At 62.8% G+C, this 18,809-nt stretch carries 4 protein-coding genes; 2 read left to right on the top strand and 2 right to left on the bottom strand.

Annotation, left to right across the window (positions count from 1 at the left end; genetic code table 11):
* Position 1: 1 nt before the first annotated feature.
* On the bottom strand, positions 2-15,136 hold the full coding sequence (locus BK665_RS18455; protein ID WP_221179261.1) for a non-ribosomal peptide synthetase: 15,135 nt from the start codon (positions 15,134-15,136) through the stop codon (positions 2-4).
* A 397-nt stretch (positions 15,137-15,533) separates the two neighbouring features.
* On the opposite strand from BK665_RS18455, the gene BK665_RS18460 reads away from it, so the two are divergent.
* Together BK665_RS18460 and BK665_RS18465 are read left to right on the top strand one after the other, a co-directional pair.
* Positions 15,534-16,517: a cupin-like domain-containing protein gene (locus BK665_RS18460; protein WP_259699624.1), complete on the top strand. Its 984-nt coding sequence runs from the start codon at positions 15,534-15,536 to the stop codon at positions 16,515-16,517.
* Positions 16,514-17,881, top strand: coding sequence for an MFS transporter (locus BK665_RS18465; protein WP_123407952.1), 1,368 nt, complete (start codon positions 16,514-16,516; stop codon positions 17,879-17,881). The genes BK665_RS18460 and BK665_RS18465 overlap by 4 nt, the downstream gene beginning before the upstream one ends.
* Positions 17,882-18,191: 310 nt before the next feature.
* Here BK665_RS18465 and BK665_RS18470 read toward each other — a convergent pair whose 3' ends face one another.
* The gene (locus BK665_RS18470; RefSeq protein WP_123407954.1) at positions 18,192-18,656 is read right to left on the bottom strand and encodes a GNAT family N-acetyltransferase; all 465 of its coding nucleotides are present in this window, start codon (positions 18,654-18,656) and stop codon (positions 18,192-18,194) included.
* Positions 18,657-18,809 lie beyond the last annotated feature (153 nt).

The following is an 18,809-nucleotide window of genomic DNA, read 5'->3' on the forward strand; positions in this document are numbered from 1 at the left end:
TTTAAGCATCCTTGGAGACGATCGCGAGCAAGTCGCTTTCTGATAACGAAGCCAGTTCCCGCTCGAGATCGAGCAGCACTTCTGACTCGTACAGCGCCAGTTGCAGGGTCGTGATGAGGTCGGCCAACGCACGCAGCGATGAATGTTCGAACAGCGCCTTGAGCGTGACTTCGACGCCGAAGTGTTCCCGGGCGCGCAGGGTCAGTTGCACCGCGATCAGCGAGTGGCCGCCGAGCTCGAAGAACTGGTCGTGGCGGCCGATGCGCTCGATGCCGAGCAAGTCGCTCCACAGCGCTGCGAGTGTCTGTTCGGTTTCACCTTTCGGCGCCTCAAATTGCAGCGCTTCGGCGGCTTCCAGCCACGGCGCGGGCAGGCTGCGGCGCTCGAGTGTGCCGTTGGCCTTCAGCGGCAGGGTGTCGAGGACGATGAAAGCATCCGGCACCCAATGTTCGGGCAAACGGGTGAGCAGTTCAGCTCGCAACTGTTCGGTCGGGGCGGGTTCACCGCACAGGTAAGCGACCAGCCGTTGGTTGCCGGTTTCATCCTTGATCGCCATGACCACCGCTTCACTGACGCCTTTGCAGGCGAGCAGGGCGCTTTCGATGTCACTGGCCTCGATCCGCACGCCAGCGAGGGTGACCTGATCGTCTTGACTGCCGACGATTTCAAGGGTGCCGTCCGCCAGCCAGCGACCCAGATCGCCGGACTTGTAGAGGCGAGCCTGCGGGTCAGCGCTGAACGGGTCCTTGACGAAGCGTTTGCCGCTGAGCGGTTCCGCGCCGCCGACATGGATTTCCCCGGTCACGCCAATCGGCGCCAGTTGCCCAGCCGGGTCCAGCACGTACACCCGGGGTTGGCTGATGGACAAGCCATGCTCCGCGAACCACTGCGCATCTGGTGTATTCAGGCTGAACTCGCCCAGCAAGCATTCCCGTTCCTGCGCCGGCAACAAATCCAGCTGCGTGAGCAAGGCGTCCGGGGCGTTTGCCAGCGCCTGGGTCAGTTGCTCCAGGGCCCGTTGCATCATGTCGCAGATGCGTTGCGGGTTGACGCTCGGCGAGCACTGCACGGTCAGGCCCAGGTCATGTTGGTAATCGTTGACCGATACCGTCAGCGGATAGTTATCGCGCTCCGCCTCCGAGAGGATCCGCGCGCCCGGCCATTGCACCGGGGCGGCGTCGTCTTCGAGTTGATGGCGATAGTTGAACAGCGAAGAAAACAGCGGCAACGAGGCGGGCACCGCGCTGCAACGCTGGGCCAACGCGAGGGAGGCCTGTTCGTGGGCGAGCAATTCGCTGAGGTCGCGGTGGGTCTCGGCGACCAATGCATTGGCGCCAAACCCGGCCAGGTTGATCCGCACCGGCAAGGTGTTGATGAACACCCCGAGCGCCCGTTCGGCACCGGCCGAACCCTGCAAACGCCCCGACACCACGGTGCCGAACACCACGTCATCGCGACCGCTGCAACGGGCAATTAACTGCGCCCAGGCCACATGGAACAGCACCGCCGGGGTGATCCCGCGTTCGCGAGCCTGGGCCCGGATCAATCGGCTCAGCCCATCGTCGAAGCGCATGGTCACTTCTTCGACATCGCTGCCATCACCCTGCACATCCAGCAGGCCGAACGGCGCGGTAGGTTCGTCGATATCCGCCAGTCGGCGCTGGAAATATTCCTCGTCGGCATCGACCGGAGTCGCCAGAATCTGCGCCACGAAATCGCGGTACGGCATCGGCGCGGTCAGGCTGTCGCCCTGGCCCTGGAGGATGGTCTGGATTTCTTCCAGAACGATTTCCAGGGTGACGTGGTCGCTGACCATATGGTGATTGAGCAAGGCCAGCAGCCAGCGTTGCGACTGCGGATCACGGCCGATGTAAGCGCGCAGCAGCGGCCCCTGGCCCAGATCGAGGCGCAATTGGCGCGGATCGCTGATGGCTTCCAGTTGCGCCAAGGCGTCGCTTTTCCCGTCGAGTGTGACCGCGTGCACCGCCAGCGCCGCGTTGCGCTGAACGATCTGCACCGGTTCCGGCAAGCCGTTCCATTGCACCGAAGTGCGCAGGATGTCGTGGCGATCAATGACCTGTTGCAGCGCGGTGACGAAGCGGTCGAGGTCGCTGCGTTCATCGAACTCGATCATCGAGCGGATCAGGTAAGCGTCGCCGGCATGGCCGAGCAAGTGGTGGAACAGAATGCCCTGTTGCAGCGGCGCCAGAGGGTAGATGTCCTGGATATTGGCGATGCCGCCGGGCACGTTGGCCACGATCGTGTCGATCTCTGCTTGATCGAGTTCGATCAGCGGCAGCATGTCCGGGGTCAGCAAGGAGGTGCCGGGCAGGATTAGGTTGGCAGGTGCGTGGAAGATGTCCTTGGCATCACGGTCGATGGCCCGGGCCATTTCCCGCAGGCTCGGCGAGGCGAAGACCATGCGCACATCGGCGCCGAGGCCGTGCTGGCGCAGGCGATCGATCAGGCTCACGGCCATCAGCGAGTGGCCGCCGAGTTCGAAGAAGCGGTCATGGCGACCCACTTGCTCCAGACCCAACAGGTCCTGCCAGATACCGGCGATGATGGTTTCCACTTCACCCTGCGGCGCCTCGTAGGCACGGCTGGCGAATGCGTCGGCATCCGGCGCCGGCAGGGCGCGGCGATCCAGTTTGCCGTTGGGCGTCAGCGGTAGCGCGTCGAGCCGGACAAAAGCGCTGGGCACCATGTACTCGGGCAGGTACGCCAGCAGTTCGCTGCGCAGTTGCTCGGCGGGTGCCGGCTCGCCGCACAGGTAGGCGATCAGTCGCGTGCTGTCCGGTTGGCCGGGGCTGTACTCGCGAGCAATTACCGCGACTTCGCGCACACCGTGACAACTGGCGAGCACCGCTTCGATCTCGCTCAGTTCGATGCGCAAGCCACGAATCTTCACCTGATCATCATCGCGACCGAGGTATTCCAGGGTGCCATTTGGCAGCCAGCGCCCGATGTCGCCGGTCTTGTACAGGCGTGCATCCGGGGTGGCGGCGAACGGGTTGCTGATGAAGCGTTCGGCGGTCAATTCCGGTTGGTTCAGGTAACCACGGGCCACGCCGGTGCCGCCGATATGGACCTCACCGCGCACGCCAATCGGCGCCAGGTTCCCGAGGGCATCGAGCACGTACAGTTGTGTATTGCGGATCGGTTGGCCGATCGGGATTGCCTGCTCTTTATAGGTGTCGAGGTCGGCGCTGAGGGTGTGCCACGCCACCACGTCGCTGCACTCGGTCGGGCCGTAGCTGTTGATCACGGTTGGCCGTGGGGCCTGGAGTTTTTCCAGCATCGCCAGCGGAATCGGTTCGCCACCCAGCACCACGCGCTTGAGGCTGGCGAGGGCATGGTGGGTGTCCGAATCGACCAGGGCGTGGAAAGCGCTCGGCGACAGGTTGATGTGAGTGATACCCGACCCGGCAATCTGCGCAACGATAGCCGCCGGGTCGAACGGTTCCTCGGCCAGGTGCAACGCGCCGCCGGCCATCACGGGCGCGAGGATGTTTTTCTGGGTCAGGTCGAAGTTGTAGGAGGACGCCAGCAGCACCGCGTCATGGGCGGTGAAGGCAAGATCCTTGAGATACCAGTCGAGCAGGTTGCGTAAGCCGCGATGTTCGACCATCACGCCTTTGGGCAAACCGGTCGAGCCCGAGGTGTAGATCACGTAGGCCAGATTGTTCACGGTCAACCCGGCGATTTGCGGGTTGCGGGTGATTTCGTCGCTGCCGATCTCGATGGTGGCGAGGTCACCCGGCACCGCCAGTTCCAGCCCTTGCTGACGGACCAACACCCGTGGCGCGCTGTCGGCCAGCATGTGCGCCAGACGCTCCGGCGGGTATTGCGGGTCCAGCGGCACGTAGGCGGCGCCGGCCTTGAGGATGCCGAGCAGGCCGATCACCATGTCGGCGCTGCGGCGGGCGCACAGGCCCACGGTGTCGTCGGGTTTGACCCCGAGTTTGATCAGACGATGGGCGACGCCATTCGCCCGGGCATTCAGGCTGGCGTAACTCAGGGTTTCGCCGGCACTGACCAGGGCAATTGCCTCCGGCGTGCGGGCGACCTGGGTTTCGAAGATTTTCTGCGGCAGGCGATCCGGGTCTTCGTCGAGGGCCACGGCACTCGGGTTGAAGCCCACCAGCAACTGCAGGTGTTGCTCGGCATCCAGCAACGGCAAGGCGCCGACTGCCTGGGCGGTGTCGCCGAGCATCGCTTCGAGCAGACGCAGGAAGTGCCGGCCCCAGCGTTCGACTGTCGTTGCATCAAACAAGTCGGTGGCGAATTCGAACTGGCCGGTGATGATCTGGCCATCGTCATTGAGCGACAGGGTCAGGTCAGTCTGGGTCGTGCTCACCGGTGGGTCGAGCGGGGTCAGTTGCAGGCCCGGCAGCTCAAGCGTGCGGTCGTGCGGGGTGTTGCCAAACACCAGCATGGCCTGGAACAGCGGACTGTGGCCCAGGCTGCGTTCCGGTTGCAGGGCTTCGACGACCTGTTCGAACGGCAGCTCCTGATGGCTGTAGGCATCCAGGGTGGTGGCTTTGATCCGGGCCAGCAATTGCCCGACGTTGGGCTGGTCGTGCAGGTCAATTCGCAGGGCCAGGGTGTTGACGAAGAAGCCAATCAGGTTTTCGGTTTCAGCGCGAGGACGGTTGGCCACCGGCGTGCCGATCACCACCTGCGGCTGGTTGCTCAGGCGCGACAGCAGCACTGACCAGGCACCGAGCAGGGTCATGAACGGCGTCAGACCCTGTTGTTGGCTGAAACGACGCAGCGCAGTGCTCAATTCTGGCGACAGGGTAAGCGCAACGCTGGCCCCGACATAGCTTTGCACTTGCGGACGCGGTCGATCAGTCGGCAGTTCCAGCAGCGCCGGGGCTCCGTCGAGAACCTGGGTCCAGTAACGGGTTTGGGTTTGCAGCACCTCACCTTGCAACCATTCACGCTGCCACAGCGCATAGTCGGCGTATTGCAGCGCGAGGGCCGGCAACGGATCGTCCTGCCCCTGGCTGAACGCCGTGTACAGGGCGTTGAACTCGGCGATCAGCAGCGCGATGGACCAGCCATCGGTGACGATATGGTGCTGGGTCACCAGCAGCACATGTTCGTCGGCGGCCAGGCGCAACAGTCGGCCACGGATCAGCGGGCCACGGCTCAGGTCGAATGGCGCGTGGGCTTCGTCCTGGGCGATTTCATGGACGGCCTGTTCCCGATCTTCGGCCGGCACGCGCTGCAAATCGTGCTCGACCAGGGTGAAACCGACGTCCGCCGGAGCGAAGTATTGGCGGACCTCATCGCCATGGCGTTCGAAGGTCGTGCGCAGGCTTTCATGCCGCGCAACGATGCGATCCAGGCTGCGCAGCAAGGCACCGCGATCCAGCGTGCCACTCAGGCGCAGCGCGGCGGGCAGGTGATACGCGGCACTGGCGGCGTGATCGAGTTGATCAAGGAACCACAGGCGTTGTTGCGCCAACGACAAGGCCGGTGCCTGTTCCCGGGAAGCCAGCGCAATCCCTTGGACCTCGGACTGACTGGCCTGGCTGATGCACTCGGCCAACGCGCTGAGGGTCGTTTGCGCAAACAGCGTACGCAAGGCGATCTCGACCCCGAATACCTGATGCAGGCGCGCCTGCAATTGCACGGTCAGCAGCGAATGGCCGCCGAGTTCGAGGAAACCATCATGTCGCCCGACCTGCCCGAGGTGCAGCAAGTCTTGCCAGATGCCGGCAATGGCAATTTCGATTTCACCCTGGGGCGCTTCATAGGCACGGCTGGCCATGGCGTCCTGACCCGGCGCGGGCAGGGCCTTGCGGTCGATTTTGCCGTTCGGGGTCAGGGGCAGGGCGTCCAGTTGCACGTAGGCGCTGGGCACCATGTACTCGGGCAGGCTGTTCAGCAATTCGGCGCGCAGCAGTTCTGCGGGCACCGGATTGCCACACAAGTAGGCCACCAGACGTTGGCTGCTGGCGATTTCCGGGGTGTCGTCCCGGGCGATGACCACCGCTTGGCGCACGCCGGGGCAGGCCAGCAGGGCGTTTTCGATTTCGCCCAGTTCGATGCGCAGACCGCGGATTTTCACCTGGAAGTCGTTGCGTCCCAGGAACTCAAGCGTGCCATCGGCCAACCAGCGGCCAAGGTCGCCGGTGCGGTACATCCGCGCATTCGGCACTGTGCTGAATGGATCGCTGAGGAAGCGTTCGGCCGTCAGGTCGGGACGGTTGAAGTAACCACGGGCCACGCCGGTGCCGCCAATGTACATTTCACCCGAAGCACCCAGCGGCACCGGTTTGCCTTGAGCATCGAGCAGGTAGAACTGGTTGTTGGCGATAGGCCGACCAATGCTGACCTGGCTGCCCAGTGTGTCTTGTTCGATCACCTGGATCGCCGAGGACCAAATCGTGGTTTCGGTCGGGCCGTAGACGTTGAACAGGCGCTTGACCTGTCCTGCCAGACGTCGGGCCAAGTCAGCGGGCAAGGCATCGCCACCACACAGGGCGGTCAGCGACGCATCACCCGGCCAACCGGAATCGAGCAGCATGCGCCAGCTCGCCGGGGTGGCCTGGGCGAGGGTGACTTCGTTGCGGGCGATCACTTCGGCCAGCAAGCGACCGTCGTGGGCCTGATCCCGGGACGCCAACACCACCCGCGCACCGCACATCAGCGGCAGGAACAGCTCCAGGCCGGCAATATCGAAGCCCAACGTGGTCAGGGCAAGCACACGATCATGGGCGCTGGCGCCGACCCTTTCGGCCATGGTCGCCAACAGGTTGACCACGCTGCGGTGCTCGACCATCACACCTTTGGGCTTGCCGGTCGAGCCCGAGGTGTAGATCACGTAGGCCAGGTGTTGCGGGGTTAGCCCCGGGATCACAGGATCAAGATCGAAGGACGGATCGTTGCCCGCCAGCAGGGATTCTTGTTCGTCGAGCAGCAGGATCGGCGTTTCACCGACCGACAGTTGCGCCACCAGACTGTGCTGGGTCAGCACCGCCAGCGGCTGGCTTTCGCCGAGCATAAACGCCGTGCGCTCCACCGGGTGGGACAGGTCGATCGGCACGTAGGCGCCGCCGGCCTTGAGCACGCCGAGCAAACCCATCAGCATTTCCGGGCTGCGCTCGGCACACAGCGCGACGCGTTGGTCCGGTTGCACGCCGAGGGCGATCAGGCGTCGGGCGAGGTGGTTGGCGCGGCGGTTGAGTTGGGCATAGGTGAGTTGCTGATCCTCAAACACCAGGGCAATCGCTTCGGGCCGCAGCCGTACCTGGGCTTCGAACTGCGCTTGCAACGGTCGGGACAGGTCGAAGTCGGTGGCGGTGTCATTGAAGCCGCTGAGCAACTGTTGCCGCTCGGTGGCGGGCAGCACGTCGAGGCTGTTGACCGGTTGTTCGGGGTTGTTTTCCAGCGCCTCGACCAGCGCGGTGACGGCGTGGGTCATGTAATCGGCGATGCGTTGCGGATCAATGCCCGCCGTCGCTTGCGCGCTGAGGGAGAAGTCCGTGCCTTCATCCGCCACCGCGATTTCAATCGGGTAACCGGTGCGTTCTTCGTTGCTGAGGAAGCGAATGCCGTCCCAGGCCAGCACCTGACCGTCGTGGGTCAGGGATGCGTCGTTGGTCTGATGGCGATAGTTGAGCAGGGTGGTGAACAGCGGTAAGCCAGCGGACAGCCCGCTGCAACGCTGGGCCAGGGCCAGGGATGCCTGTTCGTGGGCGAGCAGGGCGGTCAAGTCGCGATAGGTGTCGGCGACCAGCGCCGGGGTGGTCTGTTCGTCCAGACGCACACGCACCGGCAAGGTGTTAATGAACACGCCGAGCGCCCGTTCAGCCCCCGCCGAACCTTGCAAACGCCCGGACACGACAGTGCCGAACACTACATCACTGCGCCCGGTGCAGCGGCCCAGCACCAACGCCCAGGCAATGTGAAACAGCACCGCCGGGGTGACCCCGCGTTTGCGTGCGGCGCTGCGGATATTACCGGCGAGCGTGGAATCGAGGCGCACGTTGACCAGGGACACATCGCTGCCACTGCCCTGGATATTCAACAGATCAAACGGCGCGGTGGGTTCGTCGATATCGGCAAGGCGTCGGCGGAAATAGGCTTCATGGGCCTGTGGCGGACTGGCGAGGGTCTGGGCCACGAAGTCGCGGTAAGGCAGCGGCGTTGGCAGGTTGGCGCCATTGCCCTGGAGGATTTCCTGCACCTCTTCGAGGAGGATTCCGAGGGTCACGTGGTCGCTGACCATGTGGTGATCGAGCAGTGACAGCAACCAGCGTGGCGACTGCGGGTCCTGGGCGATGTGGGCGCACAGCAGCGGCGCCTTGGTCAGGTCCAGGCGCAGGAAGCGCGGATCGCTGAGGCGTTCGAGCTGAAGCAGCGCGTCTTCCTGATCGTTGAGGGTGACGCTGTGCACCGGCAGCACCGCGTGGCGCTGGACGATTTGCACCGCTTGCGGCAAACCGGTCCATTGCACGGCGGTGCGCAGAATGTCGTGACGGTCGATGACCTGTTGCAGCGCCGCGACGAAGGCGTCGAGGCGGCTGCGATCATTGAATTCGATCAGCGAGCGCACCAGATAGGTGTCGCCCTCATGGCCGAGCAAGTGGTGGAAAAGAATGCCTTGCTGCAACGGCACGAGCGGGTAAATGTCCTGGATATTGGCGGCGCCGCCAGGGACGTTCGCGACGATGCGGTCGATGTGTGCCTGGTCGAGTTCGACCAGCGGCAACAGGTCCGGGGTTAACGCGGTGCAATCGGCGGGGATACGGTTGGCTGGGGCCTGGAACAGGTCGCGGGTGTCGCGATCAATCGCTTGGGCCATGTCCCGCAGGGTCGGCGAGGTGAACACCGTGCGCACGTCGGCGACCAGGTTTTGCTGGCGCAGGCGTTCGATCAGGCTGACCGCCAGCAAGGAGTGACCGCCGAGTTCGAAGAAGTGGTCCTGGCGACCCACCGCATCGACTTTCAGCAGGCTTTGCCAGATCTGCGCCAGGGCGATTTCCGTTGAGCCTTTCGCGGCTTCATGGGTGCGGCTGGCGAAAGCGGCGGCGTCCGGCACGGGCAGGGCGCGACGGTCCAGTTTGCGGTTTGGCGTCAGCGGCAGTGCTTCGAGACTGACGAAGGCGCTGGGCAGCATGTATTCGGCGAGCAGCGGCGCGAGTTGGGCGCGCAGGTTGGCGGCGGTTATTACGGCATTGGCTTGTGGAACCACATACGCAACCAGACGTTTGTCCCCCGGCGCGTCTTCGCGGACGATCACTGCCGCTTCTTTAACCCCCGTGCACTCGCCCAATCGCGCTTCAATTTCACCGAGTTCAATGCGGAACCCGCGAACCTTGACCTGGAAGTCGTTACGGCCCTGGTATTCCAGACCGCCGTCGGGGCGGTAGCGCGCCAGGTCGCCGGTTTTGTACAGGCGAGCGCTGGCGAGGTCGCTGAAGGGATCAGGCAGAAAGCGTTCGGCGGTGATTTTGTCGAGGTTCAGGTAACCTCGGGCCACGCCATCGCCGCCGATGTAGATTTCACCCGTGACGCCAAACGGCACGGGTTGCAGGTGCGCGTCGAGCAAGTAGATGCGGGTGTTGGCCATCGGCGTGCCGATGCTGGCATTGCTGTTCAGTGCTTCGTAGGTCACGTAGGTGGCGGTGCAGGAAACGGTCGCCTCGGTCGGGCCGTAGGTGTTGACCAGTTTCGTGTGGGCTGGACGGATCTGTTCCCACATTTGCAGTTTTTGCGTGGACAGCGCATCCCCCGTGACATTGATCAGCCGCACGTCACGCAACTGTTCCTGAGCCAGCGCCGGGTTGTAGTGCCATTCGGCGGCCAGGGTGTGCCAGTGGGCGGCGGTCAGGTGCAGGAAGGTTGGGCGGACATCGTCCTGGGACGTGCCGAAAATGCTACGGCTCGGGGCCAACGTGGCGCCCGCGATCAGGGCCGGGAAGATTTCCTCTACCGACAAATCGAAGTTCAGGGTGTTTTGTTGCAACACGGTGTCGGCCGGGGTCAGGCCGAACAGGCGAATCGCGTCAATGGTGTAGTTGACCAGCCCTCGGTGTTCGATCATCACCCCTTTCGGCGTACCGGTGGAGCCGGAGGTGTAGATCACGTAGGCCAAATGGCGCACGCCGAGGGACAGAATCACCGGGTTGTCGTCATAGCCGTCAACGATGCGTTCCGCGTTATCGAGCAGCACCACCGGCACATCCAGCACCGGCAAGCGATCCTGCAATGCGCGTTGGGTCAGCAACACCGCCGGGGTACTGTCGCTGAGCATGTAGGCCAGACGTTCAGCGGGATACGCCGGATCCAGCGGCACGTAACCGGCGCCGGATTTGAGAATCGCCAGCAGACCCACCAGCATTTCCGCACCACGCTCGACGCAAATCGCCACCCGATCATCCGGGCGAATGCCCAGCCCGATCAGGTGATGCGCCATCTGGTTGGCCTGGCGGTTCAGCTCGGCATAGCTCATCTGTTCGCCATCGAACACCACCGCAATGGCGTCAGGCCGGGCTTCAACCTGGGCTTCGAACAATTGATGAATGGTGTGAGCGCGTGGGTAAGGCGCCTGGGTGGCGTTGAGATCCACCAGCAAACGCTGGCGTTCGCCGGCATCCAGCAACTCGATCTGATCGACCCGCGCCTGATCGTCCGCGACCATGCCGCGCAGCACGCGCTCGAAATAACCGAGATAACGCTGCACCGTGCGCTCATCGAACAGCGCCGTGGCGTACTCCAGGGTGCCAAGCAGTTGCCCGCCGACCTCGCCAAGTTCCAGGGCCAGGTCGAACTTGGCGACCCTGTTGGCCACCTCAAGGGTTTCGAGTTTAAGGTCGCCGAGCACCAGTTCGCCGCCATTGGCGGTCTGCCACGACAGCATCGCCTGGAACAGCGGACTGTGGGCCAGGCTGCGCACCGGGTTCAGCACTTCCACCACTTGTTCGAACGGCAGGTCCTGATGGGCCTGGGCGCCAAGGGTTTGGGCTTTTACCCGTGCCAGTAAGGACTCGACAGTGGGCGCGCCCGAGACATCGACACGCACCGCCAGGGTGTTGACGAAGAAACCGATCAGCCCTTCGACTTCGGCGCGTACGCGGTTGGCCACCGGCGAACCGATCACCACTTCGTCCTGGCTGGAGAGGCGGCTGAGCAGCAACCCCCAAGCGGCCATCAACGTCATGTACAGCGTGGTGCCGTGGCGATGGCTGAGGTTTTTCAGGTCAGCCGTCAGGCTGGCATCGAAAGCCACCGGCAGCGCGGCGCCGGCGTAATCCTGTTGCACCGGGCGTGGCCGGTCGCTCGGCAGCATCAGCAATGCCGGCGCATCGGCCAACGCCTGCTGCCAATACTGGTGCTGGGTTTGCAGCACTTCGCCGCTCAACCAGCGGCGCTGCCAAACCGCGTAGTCGGCGTATTGCACGGTCAGCGCCGGAAGTGGATCGTCGAGGCCGTGGCGCAAGGCTTCATACAATGCCGCCAGTTCGGTGGTCAGCACGCCAATCGACCAGCCATCGGAGACGATGTGGTGCATGGTCACCAGCAGCACATGGTCCTGGGCATTCAAGCGAATCAGGCGACCACGAATCAACGGGCCATGTTCCAGATCAAACAGCTCGGCTTCTTCTTCGGCGACCAAGACTTGCAATTGCGCCTCAGCATCAGCCTGACCGCGCAGGTCATATTGGCGCAGGGCAAATCCGCAATCCGCCGGGGCGATGCGCTGGAAGGCGTCCTCACCCTGATCCTGAACGAAGGTGGTGCGCAACGCCTCATGCCGCGCAACGATCCGATCCAGTGCGCGTTGCAGCGCCACGCTGTCCAACGTGCCACGCAAACGCAGGCCGGCGGGCATGTGATACGCCGCGCTGCCGCCTTCCATTTGCGCGAGGAACCACAGACGCTGTTGAGCGAAGGACAGCGGCAGGGCTGCTTCGCGGGAAACGCTGACGATCTCCGGCAAAGTGCTGCGACTGGCCTGGGCCACGGCGCTCGCTAGAGCGGCCAGTTCAGGTTGAGCGAACAGATCGGCCAGACCCAGTTCCACGCCCAGTTGCAGGCGCACCTGGGAAATCAACTGGATCGCCAGCAGCGAGTGGCCACCGAGTTCGAAGAACTGATCATGACGCCCGATTTGCGGCAGGCCGAGCAGGTCTTGCCAGATGTGGGCGAGGGCGATTTCAACGGTGCCGACCGGCGCTTCATAGGTGCGGGTGATCAGCGCAGCGAGGTCAGGCGCGGGCAGGGCTTTGCGGTCGAGTTTGCCATTGGAGGTCAGCGGCAAGGTGTCGAGCTGCACATAAGCCGCCGGCACCATGTATTCCGGCAACTGGGCTTGCAGGTGCGAGCGCAGGGTTTCCGGTTCAAGCGCCCCGGATGTGGTCGTGTAATACGCCACCAGACGCTTCTCGCCCGACCCGTCTTCCCGGGCCAGGACCACGCTTTCTTTCACGTCCGGATGGTTGGCAAGCTTGGCTTCGATCTCGCCCAGCTCAATGCGGAAACCGCGAATCTTCACCTGGAAGTCATTACGGCCCAGGTATTCGATGGAGCCATCGGCCAACCAGCGACCCAGGTCACCGGTTTTGTAGAGCCGGGCATTCGGATCGGTTGAGAACGGGTCGGCGACAAAGCGCTCGGCACTCAGTTCAGGCAGGTTCAGGTAACCGCGCGCCACGCCCACGCCACCGATATTGATTTCACCGGCCACACCCATCGGTGTCGGCTCGCCATAGCTGTCGAGCACACGAATCTGGATGTTGGCAATCGGCCGGCCAATCGGCACGCTGTCGCCACGATCTGTCGGCTGGCAGTGCCACGAAGTGACGTCGATGGCGGCTTCGGTGGGGCCATAGAGGTTATGTAACTCGACCTCGGCCAGTTGCTGTTCGAAGCGTTTTTGCAGGCTGCGGGGCAGGGCTTCGCCGCTGCACAACACCCGACGCAGGCCCGGGAAGCCCCGGCTGTCGCGATCTTCCAGGAACAGCTCAAGCATCGACGGCACAAAGTGCAGCAGGGTGATGCCGGCGCTGCGAATCACTTGGGCGATGTAGTCCGGCTCCTGATGCCCACCGGGGCGAGCCATGACCAATTGCGCACCGGCCAGTAACGGCAGGAAGAATTCCCAGACCGAGACGTCGAAGCCGAACGGGGTCTTTTGCAGCACGCGATCGGTTTCGTCGACGGAGTATTCGTCCCGCGCCCAAAGCAAGCGATTGACCACGCCGCGGTGCTCGTTCATCACGCCTTTGGGCATGCCGGTCGAGCCCGAGGTGTAAAGCACGTAGGCCAAATGCGTGGCGTTGAGGCCCGGCACTTGGGGATTGGTGTCGGGGAAGTCGTTGGTATTCAGGTTAAGCGCCAACACCGGCACGCTCAGTGCGGGCAGGGTTTCGGACAGTTCTGCGCTGCTCAGCACGGCCAATGGTGCAGCGTCATTGAGCATGTATTCACGGCGGGAGACCGGCAGGTCCGGGTCGATGGGCACATAGGCGCCGCCAGCCTTGAGGATCGCCAACAGCGCCACGACCATTTCCGGGCTACGCCGCAGGCACACGGCAACCCGCGCATCCGGGCCGACACCAAGTTCAATCAACTGATGGGCGAGTTGGTTGGCCCGCTGATTGAGCTCGGCATACGTCAGCACCTGGCCGCTGTCGTCGCTGACCGCAACAGCGTCCGGACGCCGCGCCGCTTGCTGTTCGAACAGTTCATGAATCAGCAGGTCTTGCGGGTAATCGCGCTCGGTGGCGTTGAACTCGCCCAGCACGCGTTGACGCTCGGCCACCGGCATGATCGGGAAGTGCGCGACGGGCAGGGCGTGCTGTTCGATCACCGTGCCGAGCATCGAGAGAATGCGCTGTTGCAGTTGCTTCACCTCGTCGAGGGTGAAGAACGCGGTGTTGAAGTTGAAGTCCAGGTACACGTCTTCGTTCGGGTGATAGTCGCGCACGAAAATCGCCAAAGGCGTGCGTTCGTAGCCGTTGTCCAGGGTGAACACTTCCGACGGCATGCCGCCGAAATGGATGTCACCGTCGAGGCTTTCAAAGGACAGCGACACGTCGAACAATTGCCGGCGACCTTGCTGGGCCAGCTTCAGGGAGCGGTTCAGCTCGGCAATCGGGAAACGCTGGTGGCGGTAGCATTTGCGCAGTTGCGTGGCCACGACCTGCATCAGGTCCAGCAGCGAGGCTTGCGGATCGACTTCGAGCAGGATCGGGCTCAGGGAGGAAAACATTCCCACCGTAGCCTTCTGGCGGGCGGTGGTGCGGTTGTGCACCGGCATGCCGATCACGATTTCGTCCACGCCTTCGGTGCGACATAAGTACGTGGCGAGCACGGCCATCAGCACGTGGGCCAGGGACATGCCGTGGCCGTTGGAGAACTGCGCCAGGGCGTTGAACAGCGCCCGGGGAATCATCGCCTGGGCTTGCGCACTCGGGGCGATGCCGCTGCCGGCCACCGCGACCCGTTGCTGCAGCAGGGCTGGCGGCAGTTGGGCGAACTTCTCGTGCCAGAACGCCCGGTCGCGTTCGAAACGGGTCGATTCGATGTAGCTGCGGTCTTCGGCCAGGAAGGAAATATAGGAATGGCCTTCGGGCGGGTTGTCGTCACCGTTAAGCAAACCGTTGTAGGCATCACTCACCGCGTGACCGATCAACGACACGCTCGCGCCATCGGTCACCAGGTGGTGGTAGCGGTTGAGCCAGTAGAAACGCTCGGGGCCGCAGCGCACCAGTCGCGCTTCCCAGAGCTTGCCGGTGAGTTTGTCGAAGGGCTTGCGGAAGGCTTCGCGCACGTAGGCCATGGCCAGTCCCGCGGCGGTGTCTTCCTCGGAAAAGTCGACGACGTTGAGTTTGACTTCGATGGACGGCAACACGGTCTGGCGGGCGACGCCCCCTTCATGGCTGAAGCTCAGACGCAGGGCATCGTGACGATTGGCGATCAGCTCGATGGCTTTTTCCAGCAAGCCGACATCGATCTTGCCCTTGATCTCCAGGACCATGCCGATGTTGTAGTAGGGCAGCTCCGGGTGGGCCATCTGATCCAGCCAGATGCCTTGCTGCACGGAGGCCAGTTCGTGGGCCTGGTTGTCTGCTTGGGAATCGTGCGAGAGCGCCATATCGGTAGACGAAGCCATATCGGAAACACCTGTTTCTAAGTCAATTAAGGCTCGTCTCCGTTCGATGGGCAGATATACCTGAGGGGCTGGACTGAGCATCGACGTGACGAAACATAAGTCGTGGAAAGGGACGGTTTTCGCGGCGCGGACGTAGCGTTCGAGCGCCTTGACGGTCTCTCCACAGGGTCGGAAAAAATTAGAACATCCACGGCCGACTGTCTGTCATGGGAAGCAGGGACAAGCGTGCCAACGCACCGGCGCGGCGCTTTGGATCTGGGGAGGGGGCTGCTATAAACGCCGTGCAAATCTTCAGTCAGCCAGTGTCCGGATCTCGACTGTCTCGAGGCAAATCGATGCTTTCCCAGAGTCCGAACGCCACCCTTTGGGTGTACTTCTGAGAGCCTTTGAAATGAACATGACAGCCGAAACGGAGCGTCCCGCGGTCAAGCCCTGGAGCCTGACCCGATTCCCCAATTACGCCGAAGCCGCTGCGGTTGAAGTGATCGATGCACATGAAATCTCCAAAGCCGATTTCATGCGCATCTATGTCACCAAGAACCGTCCCTGTCTGATCAAAAACGCGGTCCGTCACTGGCCGGCGTTCACCAAATGGACCGACTCCGAATACCTGCGGGCCAACTCGCCCAATAGCCCGGTGGTGGTGCGTTCGGCGATGGTCTCGGAAGTGATCGGTTGGTCCGGCCCGCAGGTCAAGGCGGCGTTGACCGAGCAGGCGGACGCACGACACCGGGACATCCTGTTCCATGACTTTCTTGACGAGTTGAAGGTTGGCGAAGGTCCGTTGGTGGCCGATAGCTGCGGTTTCACCGAAGGCGCGGCGTTCGAGAAGATGAAGGATGACGTCGGCGGATTGCCGTTCATGCCGGTGTTGAGCAAGGCCCGGCGGTATCCGTCCTATCGCGGCTTTCTGTACCGCGATTCCTATACCGATTGGCACTTCCATGCCACCGACGAGACGTTCATGACCCAGGTGATCGGGTCCAAGGAAATCCTCTTGCTGCCACCGGACGACGCCAGTTGGCAAGGCTTGCGCCCGGTGATCGAGAACGAAGGTTACCTGTTCAATATCGACACCGAGCGTTTCCCCGGCACCCGCGCCTTGCGCCCCAGCCGCGCGGTGGTCGAACCCGGTGATGCGCTGTACATCCCGGCGCTGTGGTGGCACGCGGTGGAGTCCATTGGCGAAGACTTCGGCATCACCGTCGCCGCGACGTTCGGCACGCCCCTGCATATCAACGGTGACCTGCGTTATCCCATCGCCCGCAAAGTGGCCCGCACCTACCTGTTTACCCCGGCGGCCCCGCTGGTGCTGGGCGCGGTGGTGTATTCCCTGGCGTATCGGTTGCTGCATGGCGTTGCGCGCCTCGTCAAACGATGATTTTCAAGTCGGCTCGACCAGACTTTTCCCTGGGGCGCGGTTTCTACTTCCTGTGGATGGGCGAATCCCTCGCGGTGATCGGCACGGCGCTGATGGAGTTCGCCCTGGGTGTGTGGGTCTACAACCACACCGGCTCGGCCGTGGCCTTCGCCAACGTGGTGCTGGCGGCGACCTTGCCGGCGATCATCTTTTTGCCGTTGGCGGGAGGTTTGGCGGATCGGGTCAGCCACAAAGTCATCATTGTCTGTAGTGACGTTTTGCTCGCGGCGATGCTGTTCGTGGTCATGGCGCTGCTGTGGACCGATCGCCTGGAACCGCTGCATCTGTATGTGTTCAACGGTTTGGCGTCGATCGTCAGCTCGTTCCGTCAGCCGGCCTATCAGGCGGCGGTCAACTCCATCGTCAAACCCGACAAATTCACCCGCGCCTCTGGGCTGATGGGCATCAGCAAGAACGCCTCGGCACTGGTGGGGCCGCTGCTGGCGGGGATTCTCATGGCCCAGGCCGGGCTGGTGACGATTGTTGCGATTGACCTGATTACCTTCTGCTCCGGCACCTTGCTGGTGATCAAGGCGTTTGCCCATGCACGCAAGCCTGTGATGAGCGATGCCGGCGGCGCGAGTGCAGGATCGGTGATGCGCGGCGCGCTGAACAACGTCACCGATGCGCTGGGTTTCTTCAAGGCCGAACCGTTGATGACCGGGTTGCTGGTCTACACCATGCTGCGCAATGCGCTGCTGTCGATGGTGACCTTGATGATCACGCCGTTGCTGCTGTCGATGCACACCAGCCAGACCCTGGGCGTGGTCTACACCTGGGCGGCGCTGGGCGGGTTGTCTGGCGCGGGGTTGTTGATCTTTGTCGGCAATCCCGGGCGGTTGATGGTGTTGATTGCCTGTGCCGATCTGGTGTTATCGCTGTGCGTGGTCAGCATTGGGCTGGTGTCGGATACCACGGCTTACTGTGCGGTGGTGTTCGTCGCCATCGCTGCCGCGAGCGTGGCTGACGGCGGCGTCAGTGCGCTGTGGATGCGCAAGATCCCGACCGGCTCCCGGGCCAGTGTGTTTGCGTTGATCAGCATGCTGATCATCGCCGCCACCAGCATTGCAATCTATGGCGGTGGGTTGATTGTCGATCACTGGTTCCAGCCAGGGTTTGAGCCGGGCGGGCAGTTTGTCGAGTCCATCGGCGCCTGGCTGGGCGTAGGCAAGGGCCGGGGCGTGGCGTTGCTATTTGTGGTGGCGGGGGCGGTGAGTGTGTTGCTGTGCCTGGGCACGCTGCTTTATCGGCCGATGCGAAGGCTGGACCGCTTGGTCCGGGATGAAGAAACCACCGCATTAACCCCAGCCGACGCAGCTCTGTAGGAGCGAGGCTTGCCCGCGAAAGCGGTGTGTCAGCGACGATGATGGCGACTGACACACCGTCTTCGCGGGCAAGCCTCGCTCCTACAAGGGATCTGTGTCAGACACAAATCTCGCGAACAACACCAAACAAATGTGGGAGCGGGCTTGCTCGCGAAGACGGTGTGTCAGGCAACTATGATGTCAACTGATACGCCGCTTTCGCGAGCAAGCCCGCTCCCACAGGGGGCAGGCGTTGGCTGCAAGTTTTGTGAACAACACTAAACAAATGTGGGAGCGAGCTTGCTCGCGAAAGCGGAGTCACATGTGGCGTTTATCTAGCTGACGTATCTTTTGTTAATGGCTTCAGACTCTTTTCAAAGCGAATATCACCCTCCGGCAAGTGCGCCACCGGCCTCCAGCCGAGGTGTCGATAGAAGCCACTGGCGCGGCTTGCGTCAGCGGTTTCGAGCCATATCGTCTGGTGGTGCTGGAACAGGAACGCCTCAACTTTTTCCATCAGGCAGCGCCCTAAGCCGTGTCCTTCGAATTCCGGTCGAACGAAGGCGGCAAAAACGCATCCATCCTCGACGTCAGCCATCGAGAACCCCACCGGAAGACCATCGACCTCTGCGATCCAGACGCATGGAGCCTGCGACATTGCCTGTCGTATGGTTTCAGGGGTAATGCCCATTTGCTTCAGTTGACCGAGGGACAGGTGGTTTTCTTTTACGCTGGTTCGGATATCAAAAATTGCGCTGATATCAGTCTGATTGCCCATTCTTACTATTTTCTTCATGACGCACTCCCTTGTAGGCCATTGAGGAAAAAGTACCTCAGACCTGACGCCATCGCGAGCCAGCTTTGCTCCTACAGGGTTTGGCGCGGCCACAAATCCCGCGAACGACACAAAACAAATGTGGGAGCGGGCTTGCTCGCGAAAGCGGTGTGT

Source organism: Pseudomonas frederiksbergensis (genome assembly GCF_003732665.1).
In the GTDB taxonomy this organism is placed as follows: domain Bacteria; phylum Pseudomonadota; class Gammaproteobacteria; order Pseudomonadales; family Pseudomonadaceae; genus Aquipseudomonas; species Aquipseudomonas frederiksbergensis_G.

Excerpts from the sequence above, each read along its gene's own strand:
- BK665_RS18455 (WP_221179261.1), bottom strand. The coding sequence starts at position 15,136 with ATGGCTTCGTCTACCGATATGGCGCTCTCGCACGATTCCCAAGCAGAC.
- BK665_RS18460 (WP_259699624.1), top strand. The coding sequence starts at position 15,534 with ATGACAGCCGAAACGGAGCGTCCCGCGGTCAAGCCCTGGAGCCTGACC.
- BK665_RS18465 (WP_123407952.1), top strand. The coding sequence starts at position 16,514 with ATGATTTTCAAGTCGGCTCGACCAGACTTTTCCCTGGGGCGCGGTTTC.
- BK665_RS18470 (WP_123407954.1), bottom strand. The coding sequence starts at position 18,656 with ATGAAGAAAATAGTAAGAATGGGCAATCAGACTGATATCAGCGCAATT.